The 16520-nt window shown below is 58.8% G+C and carries 12 protein-coding genes and 1 tRNA gene; 4 read left to right on the top strand and 9 right to left on the bottom strand.

Annotated elements, in window-relative coordinates; translation table 11 throughout:
* Positions 1–7: 7 nt before the first annotated feature.
* The 3 genes from VEH04_06020 to VEH04_06030 are packed head-to-tail and all read right to left on the bottom strand — an operon-like array spanning position 8 to position 3044.
* The gene (locus VEH04_06020; GenBank protein ID HYG22323.1) at positions 8–589 is read right to left on the bottom strand and encodes a nucleoside monophosphate kinase; all 582 of its coding nucleotides are present in this window, start codon (positions 587–589) and stop codon (positions 8–10) included.
* Between the two features lie 46 nt (positions 590–635).
* Positions 636–1598 (bottom strand): hypothetical protein, encoded by a 963-nt coding sequence (locus VEH04_06025; protein HYG22324.1) that lies wholly within the window; start codon positions 1596–1598, stop codon positions 636–638.
* Between the two features lie 15 nt (positions 1599–1613).
* Positions 1614–3044, bottom strand: a complete 1431-nt coding sequence (locus VEH04_06030; protein ID HYG22325.1) for an NAD(P)H-hydrate dehydratase — start codon at positions 3042–3044, stop codon at positions 1614–1616.
* A 172-nt stretch (positions 3045–3216) separates the two neighbouring features.
* Here VEH04_06030 and VEH04_06035 point away from each other — a divergent pair, with 172 nt between their 5' ends.
* Both VEH04_06035 and VEH04_06040 read left to right on the top strand, forming a co-directional pair.
* The gene (locus VEH04_06035) at positions 3217–3819 is read left to right on the top strand and encodes a hypothetical protein (GenBank protein ID HYG22326.1); all 603 of its coding nucleotides are present in this window, start codon (positions 3217–3219) and stop codon (positions 3817–3819) included.
* 134 nt (positions 3820–3953) lie between these two features.
* Complete coding sequence (locus tag VEH04_06040; protein HYG22327.1) at positions 3954–4238, top strand: hypothetical protein; 285 nt, start codon at positions 3954–3956, stop codon at positions 4236–4238.
* An 81-nt stretch (positions 4239–4319) separates the two neighbouring features.
* Here the strand turns inward: VEH04_06040 and VEH04_06045 are convergent, their stop codons facing one another.
* Complete coding sequence (locus VEH04_06045; protein ID HYG22328.1) at positions 4320–5729, bottom strand: family 1 glycosylhydrolase; 1410 nt, start codon at positions 5727–5729, stop codon at positions 4320–4322.
* Positions 5719–7041, bottom strand: coding sequence for a family 1 glycosylhydrolase (locus VEH04_06050; GenBank protein HYG22329.1), 1323 nt, complete (start codon positions 7039–7041; stop codon positions 5719–5721). Before VEH04_06050 ends, VEH04_06045 begins: the two co-directional genes overlap by 11 nt.
* A gap of 197 nt (positions 7042–7238) precedes the next feature.
* On the opposite strand from VEH04_06050, the gene mgtE reads away from it, so the two are divergent.
* The gene (gene mgtE, locus VEH04_06055) at positions 7239–8552 is read left to right on the top strand and encodes a magnesium transporter (GenBank protein HYG22330.1); all 1314 of its coding nucleotides are present in this window, start codon (positions 7239–7241) and stop codon (positions 8550–8552) included.
* A gap of 140 nt (positions 8553–8692) precedes the next feature.
* Positions 8693–11494: a hypothetical protein gene (locus VEH04_06060; GenBank protein ID HYG22331.1), complete on the top strand. Its 2802-nt coding sequence runs from the start codon at positions 8693–8695 to the stop codon at positions 11492–11494.
* On the opposite strand, the gene VEH04_06065 is transcribed toward VEH04_06060, so the two are convergent.
* From VEH04_06065 to VEH04_06080, 4 genes are all read right to left on the bottom strand, one after another.
* A complete protein-coding gene (locus tag VEH04_06065; protein ID HYG22332.1) occupies positions 11450–12310 on the bottom strand; it encodes a transposase in 861 nt (286 codons plus the stop codon). The two genes, VEH04_06060 and VEH04_06065, sit on opposite strands and share 45 nt — an antisense overlap.
* A 186-nt stretch (positions 12311–12496) precedes the next feature.
* Positions 12497–12748 (bottom strand): hypothetical protein, encoded by a 252-nt coding sequence (locus tag VEH04_06070; GenBank protein ID HYG22333.1) that lies wholly within the window; start codon positions 12746–12748, stop codon positions 12497–12499.
* A 138-nt stretch (positions 12749–12886) separates the two neighbouring features.
* A tRNA-Glu gene (locus VEH04_06075) sits at positions 12887–12961 on the bottom strand.
* Positions 12962–13364: 403 nt separating this feature from the next.
* Positions 13365–16496, bottom strand: a complete 3132-nt coding sequence (locus VEH04_06080; GenBank protein HYG22334.1) for a hypothetical protein — start codon at positions 16494–16496, stop codon at positions 13365–13367.
* Between the last annotated feature and the right edge of the window lie 24 nt (positions 16497–16520).

The raw sequence follows: 16520 nt of genomic DNA on the forward strand, positions 1-16520 counted from the left end.
TGCGAACTTACGTCCGGATCACCTTGCCAAGAATATCCACGAGCACCTTGGCGGGTGGTTGATCAGCGTCGATGCGATGCACCAGTTCGCCGCCGTAATAATCCAGCAAGGGCATGGTCTCCGTTTCGTAGGTTTTCAGGCGTTCACGGATCACCTCGAGGCTTGCGTCATCCAGGCGATTTTCGCGCAGCGCGCGGCGCTGAAGCCGGCGGACGAGGTTTTCAAAATTGGTGCAGCTCAGGTAAAAAATTCCAAGCACGTCCAACGTGTCTTTGAGCATTTCTGCCTGGTTCACGTTTCGCGGAATGCCATCCAGCACCAGCGTGTCCTGCTCCGGGTGAAACTGTCCCGCGCGTGTGCTGCCGTCGATGAACTGCCGCCACAGCGCCACGGTTTGCTCATCGGGCACCAGCTGGCCGCGGCTGGAATACTCAATGAAGATGCGGCCGATGGGACTGTCGATCCGCAGGTTGCGGAAGACATCGCCGCAGGCGCAGTGAAAGAAACCTGGGATGGTTCCAAAGATTTTCCCCTGCGTGCCCTTGCCCGCGCCCGGCGCGCCGAACAACAGAATCGTGCGGTATTTCATTCCTGTGGTGAAACGCTGCGCGCGCAGTCCGTGAACCTCCCGCGGCTCAGGCGTCCTTGTGCTTCAGTTGAATCTCCTGGATTTCTGAGAACGGCACCATCACTTCCTCAGTGGCGTGGCCTTTCTGAATCTCCAGGTGAATGTCGTTGCCAGTGATCCGCGTAATGCGGCGGGCGACATAGTTTCCGCGGGCGGCCTTGATTCCCAGCACCATGTCCTTGTCGGCCTCGCGTTTCACAACGCCGAAAAAGTTCGGGAACTTGGTTTCGAAGAACCTGCGGTTGAACGTGAATGCGCCACGCTGGAAGGTTTGCGTGGGAGGCAGGCCGGCGGCAGCTCCGCTTTCATGATGCGCCAGGTGAAGGCCGCTGCGCGCTTCCGCTGCCGCTGCAGCCTCGGCTTCTGGATTCGGGGGCATGCTGAAAACAGGCGCCGCACCCGCGGCCGCTTCAGTCAGGACGCCTTCTTCTTCGGGTGACGACATTCGCGTCGGCATGCTCAGGAAAATGATTGGCCCAATGATAGGCGCGACGGCGGCGACACCGCAGACCAGCACTTTGGGCCGCGCACGGAACACCGCGATTTCATACGCCGCATAGATATTGGCGCCGTAAACCACCAGGACCAGGAGGACGCCCACGCTCGACGAGAACAGGGCACCGAACAACGATTGCTCAGGCGGACGTTCCAATCGCGGAACGGGTTTGATATCGATCGCGGTTCTCTGCAGCCGCTCCTCCTCCGAGATCTCGATGAACGGCTCGACGAACGGAGTGATTTTAGAATTTTCAGAAAGCCGTTTCAGGTCCGCCTGGCTGAAACGAGTCCATCCGATGCGATCCGAATAGGTATCATCCGGCAGCCGCACCACCAGCCCGCTTTCGTTGAAGGAGACAACTTCTCCCGTGACGGTTTGGCCGTCCGCCAGTTGGAACGTGTCTGCACGGGCGATCCCGATCAGCAACCCGCACAGCAGCAAACCAATGCAGATGAAATTAAGTTTTCGCACAGCTCGATTTCCTTATCAGATGGATTTCGTGATAGGAAGGAAATTTCCGGTCAACGCAGCGACGAGCTCTTCGACCACCCAATTGGGGCGCGATTCGTCCAACGCGTCGGCTGTCGCGCCGTGTCGCCAGACTGCAAATTGAATTGTTTTGGAAACGTCCGCCTGAAGCGCAGGTTGCGCCAGGAGTCCCGCCAGAAATCCAGCCAGCACGTCGCCGGATCCGCCTTGCCCAAGATTTGGCCCGCCGCTCGGATTGAGGAAGAGATTTCCGGAGGACGACCCCACGACAGTTTGGAATCCCTTCAAAGCCACATGGCAATTCGCAAACGTTGCGGACAGCTTTCGAACGGCATTCGCGCGATCCACCTGCACCTCGGAAACCGTGCTCTCCAGCAGGCGCGCTGCTTCTCCCGGATGCGGTGTGATTACTCGGGGCGCCGCTGATGTGATCCTGCCCTTCGGCAGCCAGGCGAGCGCGCTTGCATCCACAACCATGGGAACGTCAGCGCTGCGCCATAGAAGTTCCACCGTTGATTGCAACCCCGCCGGGATGTCAGCGCCGGCCAGGCCGGGACCTGCCAGCAACGCATCAAACTTTTCGAACGAGATATTTTCCGACCAGGGTCCTACCATGACGGCCTGCAAATGTGCAGCCGCGATGGGATAAACTGGCGCGCTCGTAATCAGAGTAACCAGGCCGGGCCGCGCGCGCTGGGCGCCACGGGCAGCGAGCACCGCGGCGCCGTGGAAGCCGGTGCTTCCCGCTATGATCCCAACATGCCCAAAGCTGCCTTTGTGCATTGAAGGTTTTCTTCGCGGGGGAAAATTGCGGAAATCGGATTCATGGATCCACTGCAAATCTGAAGTCGCTGGGCAGGACACGAGCCCGACGTCAGGAGTTATTTCCAGTCGACCTGTGTAACGATAGGCTGCGGGCCGCACCAATCCAACCTTTGGCGATCCGACCGTGAGGGTCACGACAGCTTCTACGGCGGCTCCGTGCGGTTCGCCCGTATCAGCGTCCAACCCCGACGGAACATCGATCGCGAGCACTGGCAACTGCGAGGCGTTAATGCGTTCGATGAAACGAATCCACGCGGCGTTGAGCGGGCGGTTGATTCCTATCCCAAACAGGCCATCAATCACGAGCGCGGGCGGAATACCCAGCAGCGTTTCGAGTTCTGGAAGGTCCTCCTCAGGGTTGCGGACCTGCAGCATGTCGATGCGGCGATCCTCGAGTTGCTCAAGTGCGCTGCGGGCGTCGGCGCCGTTGTTTCCGGTGCCTGCGAGAACAATGATGAGGTCGCCCGGCGCGGTGAGTTCGACTGCACGTCGAGCAACCGAGCGGCCGACCCGGCGGATGACCTCCGCCTCGGACATGCCGGTTTTCCACGTGGCGTTTTCCCATTCCCGCATTTGGGCAACGCTGATGATCGGGACTGGCATGCGCGGAGGCTATACAGAGGAGTTGCCGCGAGGAAAGAATCAAAGATCGAACGTTGGAATCCGAGACGCATCTCGAGGTCTGACAGCGGATGCTCCCGCGTTCACGCCGGAGTGGGTCGAACGCTTCGCGGTTCCGCTAAACCTCCAGTCAGGTGTGATCCATTATAGTCTCATGAACAATCTCCCCACGCTCGTGTGGTGTGCAGGCGTCGCCGCCCTCGACGGCGCGAGTAACAGCAACGATTTCGTTGTCGACGTCCGACACTGCCTGGTGCACGGTTTTGTCCATGAGGACGGCCATCAAACCGATTCCATGAAAACCTTCATTTCACTTCTTCTACCACTGTTCGCTTGGTGCTCCGCTCCTGCCGCTTCACTTGAGGAGCGGGTGGAGAATACCGACGGCATCGCAGTTGTTTCGGTATCCAACGTCATAACGAGCGTCATGACAAACGCGGCAGGCGTCCGGGTCACGCTGTATAGCGCCGACGCGGCGATCGAGCGTACGTTGAGAGGAACCTTACCCGTTCGCTTCCGCCTGCAAGGCGAGACGAAGACGGTTCACTTTTCGACGGGACCGTATTCCGAAGAATTACTCAGCCGGAGGTTCCTTGTGTTCCTCAAGCGCTCGGGCGCGTTCTATACGCCTTCCGACGCGGATGGTCTTTGCATGATCATTGGACCAGGGCAGCCGAAGGATGACAGGGTGCTTTGGCCTGAGTGCACGAGTCTGGAGGAAGCAGAAACGGCAATCCGCAGATCGGCTAGACCATGACTACGGTGGCTCATGATAAGTGATCCGGCTGGATGGCTGCGGAACTGAGCCGAGCCACCTCACATCCAACGGCAATTGTCTTTGCGCCGTTGGCCGCAGACGAACCATTTGTATCCGGCCGATCAACTATTTTTATGAGTTCAATTGCGCCAGCAGTCACGAATAGTCCACATCGGTCAGCGAAATGGCTTAAATTCCTCCTGCAATTCTTCCTCGCGTTCTGCGTCATGTTCTTTATTTCGTCCCTTGCTGGCGAGCTGCAGAACGCGTTGGGCTCTCCCACGTCCCGTTCGACGCTGGCCACATTCATGACCCGGGTTTGGTTCAGCTTTGCATTCACCGGAATGATGTTCCTTCTGATTTTTGTCGTTCTTGCAGTGGCAGTGGATCAGGAAAACATTTCCCCCGAAAAAACGTAGTTTGGTTCGTTTGAATCGAATGAAGGCGGGCTGTATTGGGTGGGAGTCACCCGCTCGAAACCGCGGACGAATGGCGACGGCTCAACTTTCCTCGAACAATAGACGCGTGTCGTAGGGTCGCAGGGGCGGTCCGGCGAAAGATTGTTCGGCTCTAACGATGACCAGGTCTGCCGAGTTGACCTTGATCGTGCGTGTTGCCGGATTGATGTCGTACCAATCAATCCCGAATTCCCGCCCTTCGCCGACGCTGACCCGCAGTCTGCAGGAGTCCACCATCCGAACCGTTAACGCGGCGCCGTAAGAGAAGCCGTGTTCCCCAACGACGTTGTAGCCACTGAATTCCGGGAGCACGGGCCGAATCTCGGGTTTCGCAACGCGCCGATTCACCTGGCGTTGCGCCCGAATCAGTTCGTCGTACATCGGCTGGCAAAGACGCCGTTCGAGTTTCGCATTGGACGAATGCAGTTCCCAAAGCCCCATCTGCGCCCAGCGACTCTGGTCATGCCATTCGGGCATGCCCAGGATGGGATAGAGACACACTCCCCGCAGGGGCACGCCCTCAGCGAGCAGGGAGTCAACTTCGCGAACCAATGCGTTCAGCCAGCGCGGTCGCATGTCGCCGACATGTGACGTTTCGGTGATGAGCAGGTCGCCGCCGTAACGCGCGTGCACTTTCTTGATGAGCGTGCGGAGCGGAACCCGTTTCGGATGATCCTCCGGCAGAGGCTCCTCATCGCGGCCAAGAATCCATTGATTGGTCCAATAATAATTAACGCCGACGATATCGAGATGTTCGCGGCTGCCGCCGAGTTCCGGCATGAGGCGTCCCGCGAGCATGTCCCACGATTCGAAGACTGCGTTGTCGTTGAAATGTTCCGCTGCTTCGCGCGCATCGGAACTGTCTGCCTCGGGAAGCACATGACAGAGCGGATCCACATTGACGATCCTCGCATCCGGGACGACCTCACGGATTGCGTTAATTCCCGCAATGGCAGCCCGGATGAGCGCCTGCTTCAGTTCCGGGCCGCGGCCAGTGCAATGCGGCGCAAAGCGTCCGACGGTGCCGCCAGCCCATGAAAAAAACGAGGGCTCGTTGACAGGGGTGAAATAGCAGGTTCGCGGCCGGCTGGCGCAGATGTGGCGGGCTGCGGCCTGGCAATAGTCAGCAAAACGTTCCGTGAACTCTTTCGAGAACGGATCCAGCTCGGAAGGATAACCGTAATGAAACAAATCCCAGATCACCTCGATGTCATACTTCCGGCTGGCGTGCAGGAACGGATCGACGGAGCTGAAGTCATAATGTCCGCGCTGGTCGACGATCGGCCAGCGGATGGCTTCACGGGCAGCATAAATCCCCGCTTCGTGCAGCAGCCGGTAATCGCTTTCCGCATGCTGGTCGTGGTGCGTGGCGGCCACCTGATCGATCCATTCGCCCTGTGCGTTGTATCCCGTAGCGCATTCGAACCCCGCCAGAAAAAAACTACGAAACATGCGCCACCCTCCTCGTGTTTGCCGGTGCGGCGACTTCGCCGACGGCCTGGGATCCCGATGCGCACAGTTCCTGATACTGCTGCACCAGCGGCGTGGCGACCCTTTCCAATTCTGAACGATCGTTCGCGTGCAGATCCCACAGGCCCATTTGCTTGAGGTAATACGCTGGTGGATTTTTCCCCTGCCGATACGCCCACGTCACCAGCGCGAACAACGGCCACCAGGTGTAGCCGATAAGTGGAATGCCGCGCGCGCGAGCGCGCCGAGTTGCGGCCACGGAATCATCGAGCCAGGCGGCCCGCCGTTTCACCGAACCGAGTGAAGCGGTTTCCGAAATGAACAGCGGCACGTCGTAGCGGCCGTGATACATATCGGCCAGCCTGTCGATGATGTCCGCATCAGCGTAAGGCATCTTCAAGCGCACATGCGGCGCGCGCACCACAAGCTTGCGCGAGAACAGGGGATAGAGATTGATTCCGACGATGTCGAGCTTCACCGCATTTCTTTGAAACCAATCCATGGTGGCATCCGGTACGCCCTGGGCGCGCAGCCAGCCGTATAACGAATGCTTCGGATCAACCCTCCCGCTGATGAAGTCGAGGGCGAGGAAGACGATTTCCTGGCGTCGAAACACCTCGTCTTGCAGCGCAGCATCTGGCGATTCGTAGAGATCCGTTGCGTCGACATGCACCGCCACGTTTTCGGGATCCACCTGTTGAATCGCCCGCGCCGATTCCACGATGCCACGGCAGACCCCGAGCATCACCTGCATAAAGCCCTTCCAGCCGCGCTTGAACGGAGGCCACCACCCAAGCTTTCCGCAATACCATGCCGTGACGCGCGGTTCGTTCAAGGGAGTCCACAGATGAATGCGGCCTTTGAAGCGCTCGGCTGCGCGGCTGGCGTATTCCGCCATGTATTTCGAAAAGTCCGGCGAGAGGTAGGCGTGCTCGATCCACCGCGGAAGGCCGTAGTGAACCAGATCAACGATGGGCTCGATCCCCAGCTCGAGAAGGTGCGAAAGGGTATCGTCAGCAAATCCCCAGTCCCAGGCCTTTGGCTGCGGGTTGATCCGATGCCAGGGAATGCCGTAGCGCACGTGCCTGACGCCGAGATCTGCAACGAGCTGCAGGTCTTCGCGCCATCGCGCATAGTGCTGCGTCAACTCATACTCGTCGAGAATCCGCCCCGTCGCGGGCCACGGCTCGGTTATAAACGTGTCTTCAATCCCGGTGGCCCAGAAGAAAAAATCGGACTGCCGCAGTTGCGACAGCGTGGATCGTTTCAGGACTGCGCCGTGATGTTTGTCCATTGACATGCTTTTTGCAGAGACCCCTTCAATGTCGAACTGGCTTCCATGGTGCCTGCCGACGCCCCGAACAACGGTTACCCTCGATGCCTCCACAAACAATCGGTGTTTTACCCCATGCGGCCAACGGATGCGAAATATTCTGCCGCAAGGTTTCGTTGCGAGGTGGAAACCTTTTGATGGGACGATATAGTTGCGGCATGCCAAACACCCAGGTGGTCAGCCTCGATGAGCTTCGGAAGTTTCACCCGGCTGACCTGGCCGACCATTTGCAGCGGCTGCCGGCGGAGGAAGCGCGTGCCGTGTTTGAGCAGCTGGAACCTGAGCGCGCTGCTGCGGCATTGAGTGAGATTGAGGAAGAGCGACTGCTTGAACTGCTGGGCGAATTCACGCCGCCCCAGCTCGCCGCGTATTTGCAGCTGATGGCTCCTGCCGATGCGGCGGACCTCCTGCAAGTGCTCACGCCAGCCGTTCGCCGCGACACCATGGCCGCGATTCCACCCGACACTGCCGAACGTTTGCGCAGCCTCTTGCGGTATCCCGAAGACACGGCTGGCGGGATCATGTCGAACCGGTTCATCGCATTGCGGGATGAGATGACCGTGGAGCAAGTGCGGGAATTGTTGCGCGAACGCGCGCAGGAGGAGCGCACGGAAGACATCGCATACCTTTACGTGACCGATGCAGAGCGAAAGCTTGTTGGAATCGTCAGCTTGCGCGACCTGGTATTTCGCCGGGCTGAACGGCGCATCGGAGACATCATGAATCCCGACGTGAAATTTGTTCGCGCAGATGCCGACCAGGAGGAGTTGGCGCGGCAGTTCGATCATTATCATTACATCGGCCTGCCAGTGCTGGACGGCGACGGAAAATTAGCGGGGGTCGTGAAGGCGAGTGACGCCCTGGGAATCGCGGCGCGCGAGGCGACGGAGGACATGCAATTGATGGTGGGACTTTCGGGCGAGGAGCGCGCGCTCACGCCCTGGAAGGTGTCCGTGCGGCGGCGGCTGCCGTGGTTGTACGTGAACCTGGTGACAGCCATGGGCGCGGCCGCGGTTGTGAACTATTTCGAAAGCACTATCGCAAAGTGGACCGCTCTCGCCGTTTTCCTGCCGATCGTGGCGGGGCAGGGCGGCAATGCCGGCATGCAAACGCTCACTGTCATCATTCGGGATCTCGCGCTTGGTGAACTCGCACCCGGTGATGGACGCAAAGCCCTTGTGAAGGAAGTGACGCTCGGAATGATTAACGGTGTCGCCCTTGGCCTGGTGGTCGGGATGATTGGCTGGTTTTGGAAAGGGAGTGCAACATTGGGCGTGGTTGCCTTTGCCGCGATGGTTCTGAATCTCCTGGCTGCCGCGTTTTCCGGCGTGGTTATTCCGCTCGGTTTGAAGGCGTTGCGAATGGATCCCGCTCTGGCGTCCAGCATTCTCCTCACAACCGTGACGGATGTCGGCGGTTTCTTTTTCTTTCTCGGGCTCGCCGCCCTGGGAATGAAATGGCTCGGCATTTGAACGCGAAGTGATCAACGCGGTGCGGGAAACTTTCGCGTGACAGCCAGGCGGCCCAATGCTACTGGAGATCGACCACCACTCAATGTTCGCCGGCGAAGACGTTTCACGCCGCCGGATTCAGCAACGCGATGGAGATGTTTATGTCGAACCGCTTCACTCGGGTGTTTGGCCGCAGCGCTTGCGGGGCTTTTTTGATGGTGTATGTGTGGGCGCACGCAGCGCCCGGGGATCTGGATTTAAGTTTCGCAGGTACGGGAACCGCCCGCACCGGTTTTGGCGGAGGCAATGACCAGGCCCACGCGGCCGCCGTCCAGGCCGATGGCAAGCTTCTGATGGGAGGCTACTGTTCGAGCGTGGCTTTCACTTCCAGCGAGTTTTGTCTTGTCCGCTTTGACACCAACCATGTGCTCGACGCCTCGTTTGGCGATGGTGGCCAGGTGTTGACGCCTGTGAATGCGTCATTGATCCCTTTCACAGATGCGCGGATTACTGCGCTCAAGGTTCAGGCTGATGGACGAATTGTTGCCGGCGGGTATTCCTACATCGGAACCAATTATCCGACATTCACGCTCGTTCGTTACCTCCACGATGGATCGCTCGATTCCAGTTTTGGAACCAACGGGAATGGGATCGTGCAGACGGATTTCGGCGAGCCGACCCGGCTTCGCGCGCTGGCGATCCAAGGCGACGGAAAGATTGTTGCGGTCGGATCGACGACATACCCTGCGAATGCAGGAGAAGGAGCGGTGGCGCTGGCCCGATACACGACGAATGGCCTGCCCGATCCATCGTTTGGAAATGCCGGAACGCAGATCACGACGGGCGTGACAGGATACACAGGGGCTCACGCCGTCACCATCCGGCCGGACGGAAAAATTCTGGCCGCCGGAATCGGAATTGGCGCGGGACATAATGGGATCGACTTTGCGCTCTACTGCTACACGACGAACGGGGTGTTGGATCCGCAGTTTGGCGGAGGAACGGGGAAGGTTTTCACACAGATTTCCACGAACAACAATTTGTATTTTGATTCCGCGAATGCGGTGGCGATTCAATTCGGAAACAATTCCGTGCAGAATCCGGACCGCATTGTTGTGGCAGGCTCGTATCGGACTTCTGGTTCGCCCAGCGAAACCCAATTCGCACTGACTCGTTATCAAATGGATGGGGCGCTCGACACGACGTTCGGCAACAATGGGATTGTCACCAATCGGCTGGCGAGTGGAGGAATGGTGTTCAACCTCAGCAGCGCCATTGGACTGGTGGTTCAAGGGACGTTCACTCAGCCGCGGCGGATCCTTGTTGGGGGATACAGTCTCAATGGCAGCAACCGTTACTTCGTCATGGCGCGGTACAACAGCGCCGGGGGGCTCGATACGACATTCGGGAACGAGGGGACGGGAATCGCCGCGGTGCCCCTGGGGAATCGGGACGCAGCGGCAACGGCCCTGGCGGTGCAGCCGGGACGGTTTATCGTTGCAGGATATGCGGCGCAGAACGCGCAAAATTATAACTTTGCGGCGGTGGCATTCGACTCTGCTGGGATCCTGGACACCACTTTCGGCGCAGAAGGATTTCTGGTGTCGGATATATCAGATGTGAGTTCGAGCGGCCGCGGCGTCGCAGTTCAGCCCGATGGGCGCGTGATCGTCGCGGGAAGCGCAAATGACGGGGAAAGGGACCAGGTTGCTGTTGCCCGTTTCAACGTGGACGGCTCATTGGATGCAACGTTCGGCGCTGGCGGAAAGGTGCTCACACCTGTGGGTTCGGGCTCAGCCTCGGGAACGGCCGTTGCCCTGCAACCGAATGGCGGGATCGTGGTGGCGGGGACTGCGAACGATGATTTTCTCGTGGTGCGGTATCAAGGCAACGGCGCGCTCGACCCTTCATTTGGTACAAATGGAATCGTCACCACATCGATTGGCAGTGGATCCGACGTCGCGAACGCAATCGCCCTCCAGGCGGATGGCAGGCTGGTCGTTGCGGGAAATAGCGACAACGGGAGCAACACGGACTTTGCGGTTGTCAGATACACCACCAACGGTTTTCCCGATGTGTCATTTGATGGCGACGGAAAAACAACCACCGCGATTTCAACGAGCAGCGATTATGTGAATGCAGTGCAGGTGCAGGCGAACGGCAGGATCGTGGTCGCAGGATATGCTGAAATCAACGGAAACATCGACGCGGCTCTGGTGCGCTATCATACGAACGGCATGCTCGATAATTCGTTTGGCTCTTTCGGACGGGTCGCCACGGATGTTGGAAACGGGACGACCGATGCAGGGTTTGCCTTGTTGATTCAACCCGACCAGCGGATCGTCGTCGCTGGGTATTCTGCGACGGGTGCGAACATTGATGTAATGTTGCTTCGCTACACGACCAACGGAATTCTCGATTCCAGCTTCGATGGCGACGGAAAGGTGACCACCGCGATAGGTCTGGCGGCGGAGTACGCGGCGGCGGCGGCGCTGCAGTCCGACGGAAAGATCGTGGCTGCGGGTGTTGCAAGCATAGGATCGCATCTGGAGTTTGCGGCCGTTCGTTACCTTGCAGATGGGTCACTTGACGGTTCATTTGGACTCGGAGGGAAGGCGGTGGTCGATTTTGCCAACAACGCGGATAACACAGGATACGCCATCGCCCTGGATGGTTCGGGACGGGTTGTGATTGCAGGGGAAGCGGGAGGATTGATGGGAGTGGCGCGTTTGCAGGGCGATCCGTTCCTGAGGATTCTCTCGATCGCTCGGCTGGCCAACGGGCAGGTGGCGCTGACAGGGAGCGGGTCCCCAGGCGCGACTCACAGCCTGCAGGCAATTGGAAGCCTGGGCGGCAACTTCAGCACGATCGCCCCGGTGATTGCGGATTCGGATGGGTCGTGGGAATTCCTGGATACGTCAACCCCCGCAACAAATCGCTTTTACCGGTTGTCGTTGCCGTAGCGGGAATGGTAGCGCGTACGGGAAGCGAACCGTCTGTTCCAGTGTTTTAGGTTTTATCGAACGCCGCGCGCGCGCGTTGATTACTGTTGTCAGTTGGCGCGGCCTGCACTGAACCGCTTTCGCGCGGACATGGCTGTTCGCGCTCCTTCGGAATTCGTGGCGCTTCATCCGACCCGTAACGGCCACGATACGGCGCGCTGCTCCAGGGCCATTCCGACGGTTCGCGCACCAGCCTCGCTTTGACCGGATTGTTTCGATATAACGCACCACGCGCCGGTAATGCTCCTCATCCCGGATGTAGCGGTCAAAATAATCGGCCTGCCAGAAGGTTCCGCCCGTCGCATTCAGAAGTTTGTTGGCCCGGCTGCTGGTATACGACTTCCAACCATGCAACACCTCCGACAGCGGCTTCGCCATTTCGGCCAGGACATGAACATGATTCGGCATGAGGCACCAGCCCAGCAGCCGATACGCCTTTCCGTCGTGGAACCAAAGGTTCTCCTGAACCATCCGAGCAACGCGGGCATCGCGGAGGTGACACGCCCCAAGCCCGCGATCCAGCAGGACTTCCATTTGCCGGAACCGCTCGCGGTCGTCCTCCAGTTGCATTGCCGCGGCCCGCTCGTGGCGGAGTTCAGCAGGAATGGAGTCGGCCAGCCGGTAAGTAATGAACTGCCGGATGCCGGGGGCGTCGAAGTGGGGCAGGTAACCTCGCGAGTGCCAGCCTTTGAACCCAAGCGCCTTGTCCTCCTCCGTAGGCTGGTAATGCCATTGGCGCTTTTCAGCAACGACTTGATGGGCGGGCTTGCGTTTCATGCTGGTCGGTGAATCGGAGCGCGGACAGCCTTGTCCGCGAGCTGAATCTCAGGAGCGCGGACAGCCTTGTCCGCGCTGCCTGGCTTTGGCGGATATCGTGCCGGGTCTGGTGGAGGAGAGAACCGGGTGGAAAGGTCGTGAAACAATTCACTCCGCAAGTCCGGGTGAGTCGGTGGAGATTGTGCTTCATACGGGGCTGCCGGTTCCATACATAGCCATCAGCAAGGTGCCCTTCGGAAAAAGGCGAGCAACCGAATTGGCGAGGCAGTCGGCGTGATCCTCTCGGCCGAAGGGAGCGCGGACAGCCTTGTCCGCACGTGTTTTCGAGGCGTTGCTTCCGGCGGACAGGGCTGTCCGCGCTCCTGTCTTTTCCTCCATCGCGATCTCGCTCTTGTTGAGGAGGCCGCCGGAGCTGCAGCAGGGGTCGTAGATCTCCATGCCGGTGAAGATGAGCGGGAGGGGAGGCCGCCAAAAAGGTGCCCGTGAACATAAAATAACGCATTGCCATGCCAGACTCCGGCGGGGAGGGTATTCCAAGCAAAAAGCCGGGCAAGCCTTGATTCTATTGGGGATTATTGGTAGCGCGTACGGGAATCGAACCCGTCTTTCAGCCTTGAGAGGGCCGTGTCCTAGCCGATAGACGAACGCGCCTGAAAGACGTCGCATCCTAACCGCGCGACAGGGAAGTTCAAGTTCAACATTTGGCAATGCGGGACTGTGGTGGGATTAAAGTGGGTGAGATCACTGGGATCTGTAAACCGCTTGACCCTCGCCCCGTAAGGCGCCAGCGGGGCGAGAGGCGGAATGAAATCGTCTCTGAATCTGCACCTCTGCTTCCTCTGCGAGCTCCTGTTCAAAGTTTCGGGTGCAGTTCGGCTCCGCAAAGGCGTTTAACAGTAGGCCGCAGAGATAGCAGCGATGAAGAAATACCCCTGCTGTTTATGTGGGTGCCTCCTCCCGCGGTCCCCTCCACCGGCTTCGGTCGGAAGAGGGGGAGTTTAAAATCAACCAGCTCGATCACCCACGTTAATCACACCCAGCAGGCTGGGGTGCTTCACTGCGGCTGTAATCGATAGAAGCGCGTCGGTGTCTGCGTAGGTGGCAGGCGTCCATTTTGACCGTTGTCCGGCAGGCTGATCAACGGCGCGTTGTTGGGATTGCTCACGTAATCCATCAATTGCCACGGGCCGCGGAGTGTGTCCGCGGATTCCACTTTCCAGTTCGTGTTCTGCGGGATGCGAATATGCAGGCCGATGCGATTGGGGTTCATCAGACTCGCCGCAGCGCCGGGATCGGCAGGCAATTGCGTGACGCTCATGGCAACGGGTGTGTTGGTGGAATGAATCGTCGAAAGGCGGATATCGAACGCCACGTTATCCCAGCTCTCCTGTGCGGCATTTTTCAAACTGACAGCGATCGTATTCGCGCCGGGCCGCAGCAACGGAATGAACGGCGCGAGGTCGAAATGCTGCACTGCATTCCCATGGGCCGTGGTGGCTTCGATTCCGCTCGTCGGAAGCTTTGTGCCGTTCAGGTAGACCTCAAGCGGCAATCCTTCGTCGGTGCACGTGGCAGAGAGAAGCAGCTCTTCGCATGACGCAGCCGGCATTTGGAACGTCTTGCGGAAGAAATAAGCGGGCCGTCCTGGCAGCAGCGGTGTGCGGATGTTCAACGTTCCGCCACCTGTGCCGAATTTTGCAAACCCGACCGGCCAGAGCGTGTCCACGAAATTATCCAGCATCCAGTTCAGGCCAGGCAGATCCTGCATGTAACGCCAGGCCGAACCGAAGGGAATCAGAGTCGTCCAGTTTGTCGACGCGAGGTCGGGCAGGGGACGAAAGAAGAGGTCGTCCATCATTATTGAACCCGTGGCGGGAGCTTCTGCCGTGTACCAATGCGTGAGCTCGGCGTTGTGAAATCCTTCAGGCATGACAAAGACGCGATTCGCGTAAGTCCACTCTGTCGCGGCAGTTCCGGGTTTGAAATGCGGTGTAAAATATCCGGGATAGGGACGCCACGGCCGGGGATTTGGATCCGCGGCGGTAGGCGTTGAACTCCACTCAAACCAATGCGCTGTGTTCTGGGAAAGGCCGCTGCTGCGAAAGAATCCGCCGAAACTGTAGAGTGTCCCCGGCTTGACCTTGAACGAACTGTGCGGAACGCCGTACTGGCCGAACTGCGATATGCTGCCTCCCTGGATTGATTCGTTGAGGGTGACCTTCATCGATTTTCCGCCGCGGCAAGGTTCCTGCACGGCCAGCATGTTGCTCCAGTCAATGTCCCCGGTGAACCACTTGTCCCAATAGCTGTCGCCATCCTCTTCAAAACCGCTGTTGCGAATCAGATTGGCGTTGTACGAGGAGAGCACAGGAAACGGAGCGGAACGCACCATGCCGTTGTCGTAGACGGCAGCGACCTCATAAATGTATTGATGTCCGAGTTCCAATCCCGTGTCCGTATAGCTGCGCTGATTTGCGGCGAGGGTAACGGTATGTGCCGCCGGGCCGTCAAGGGTGCTGCTGCGGTAAACACGCCAGCTCTTCACGTTGTTGGTGGCGGGCAGCGTCCATCCAAACGTCGCAGTTCCATTGCCGCCCACGCGATTCGTGATCATCGGAGTTCCGGCCGGGAACAGCGGCCGATCGAACTGGCCATCGCGCCGGGCATTGCCGCGGTGAGTTGCCCACGACACGGGTCCCGATGTTGTTGAGCCAAAATTGTGAATGCGGACCCGGCCGGAAAGGGACCGCGACACAACGCACAGGCCCGTTCCGTAAACATTCGCGATGGCTGGGATGTGTTTGATGCCACCCGGAATGGGCACGGACGCTTTGATGACACCGTTCAATCCAAACACGTACAGCGCACCCGTGGCTCCTGGTGCATGAGGATCATACGTGCCGATCACAATTTCCTCGTGACCGTCTCCATCGACGTCCCCGACAACGGGCGGCGTGGGAAGCTGAGGATAAAAATTCTTCGGCCAGCCGGCGTGGCTGATGAGTTCGATGCCGTTCCAATAGCGGAATTGAATCTCGAACGAGTGCGTGAAGCTGAGAACGTCGATGCGATTATCCCGATCCGGGTTCAAAGGGATCATCGACGCATTGTTCTGCCATTGATTGAAGGGAAAATTCACCGCGGATTTCCAGATGCGGGAAAGTATCGCGCCGTTGTCATCCAGAATGGTTTCGTTGGGCTGCCACAATGGATTCAACTGCGTGGTTGGCACGAGCACTTCGCTTAATCCGTCGCCGTCAATATCTGCGGTGTAAACTTCGACTCCCTGCTGGTAGGCGCCGCTCATGAGGCGCTGGTTCTTGCCAAACTGGCCATGCAGATTCCCGCCGCCATACAAACCGTGGGAACGCGTCGCATCAAACGCCACCACGCTGTCGCTGTCATTCAGCACATAGGTTTTCAGGGGTGCGTTTGCTTCGCCGCGACCGAGCGCAAGTCCCGACTCGACCAGTTGATGCAGGTGATACGTGTAGTGGCGCTGCCCATTTAACGCATTGAAAAGGATGACTCCGCCAGACCAGCTCTCGCCCATCGTTCCCCATTCACCAGAACCCCAGATGTCGTTGATGTAGGGATTGAAATCCTGATCGTTCGAGTAGCCGTCTGGATCAATCTTCCAGCCAGTGACCACAACTTTTTGTCCGTTGCCAGCGAGATCGGCAACCATCGGGCTGGAGATTTCGGATGAGAACACAGCAGATCCCGGCAATCGCGGAGACTGAATTCCGCTCGCCAGGTGGAAGCAGTTCGTATCCACCATGAACCCGCTGTCGGGAACATAGTTGCCGGCGTTCACGGGCGCGGACCAGAGCACGGATCCATTGCTCCGCAACGCCACCACGTTCGCACCGCTCGTGAAAAGGATTTCATCACGTGAATCGCCCTCGAGATTATAAAGCGTGGGGGAGACATTGATGGCATCGGGCCCCGCAAATGGAAAGCCAGCCAGGCGGGTTCCGTCTGGATTGAACGCATCCAGATACCACGCGCCATTGGAATTCCGATACGGAACAACCAATTCAAGCGCGACATCTGCATCGAGTTGTCCGACCGCAAGCGTGCCCATGTGCCAGCCCGCATCGCCCGCCTGGAACGACGCGAGTTCCTGGACAGCACCCCGCAGCGGCGTGATGGAGAACAGGCTGACGACACACATCACAGCCACATCAATGATTCCGCGCTGCTTCCG

The organism is Verrucomicrobiia bacterium, from assembly GCA_035629175.1.
Lineage (GTDB): Bacteria > Verrucomicrobiota > Verrucomicrobiia > Limisphaerales > DASXHY01 > DASXHY01.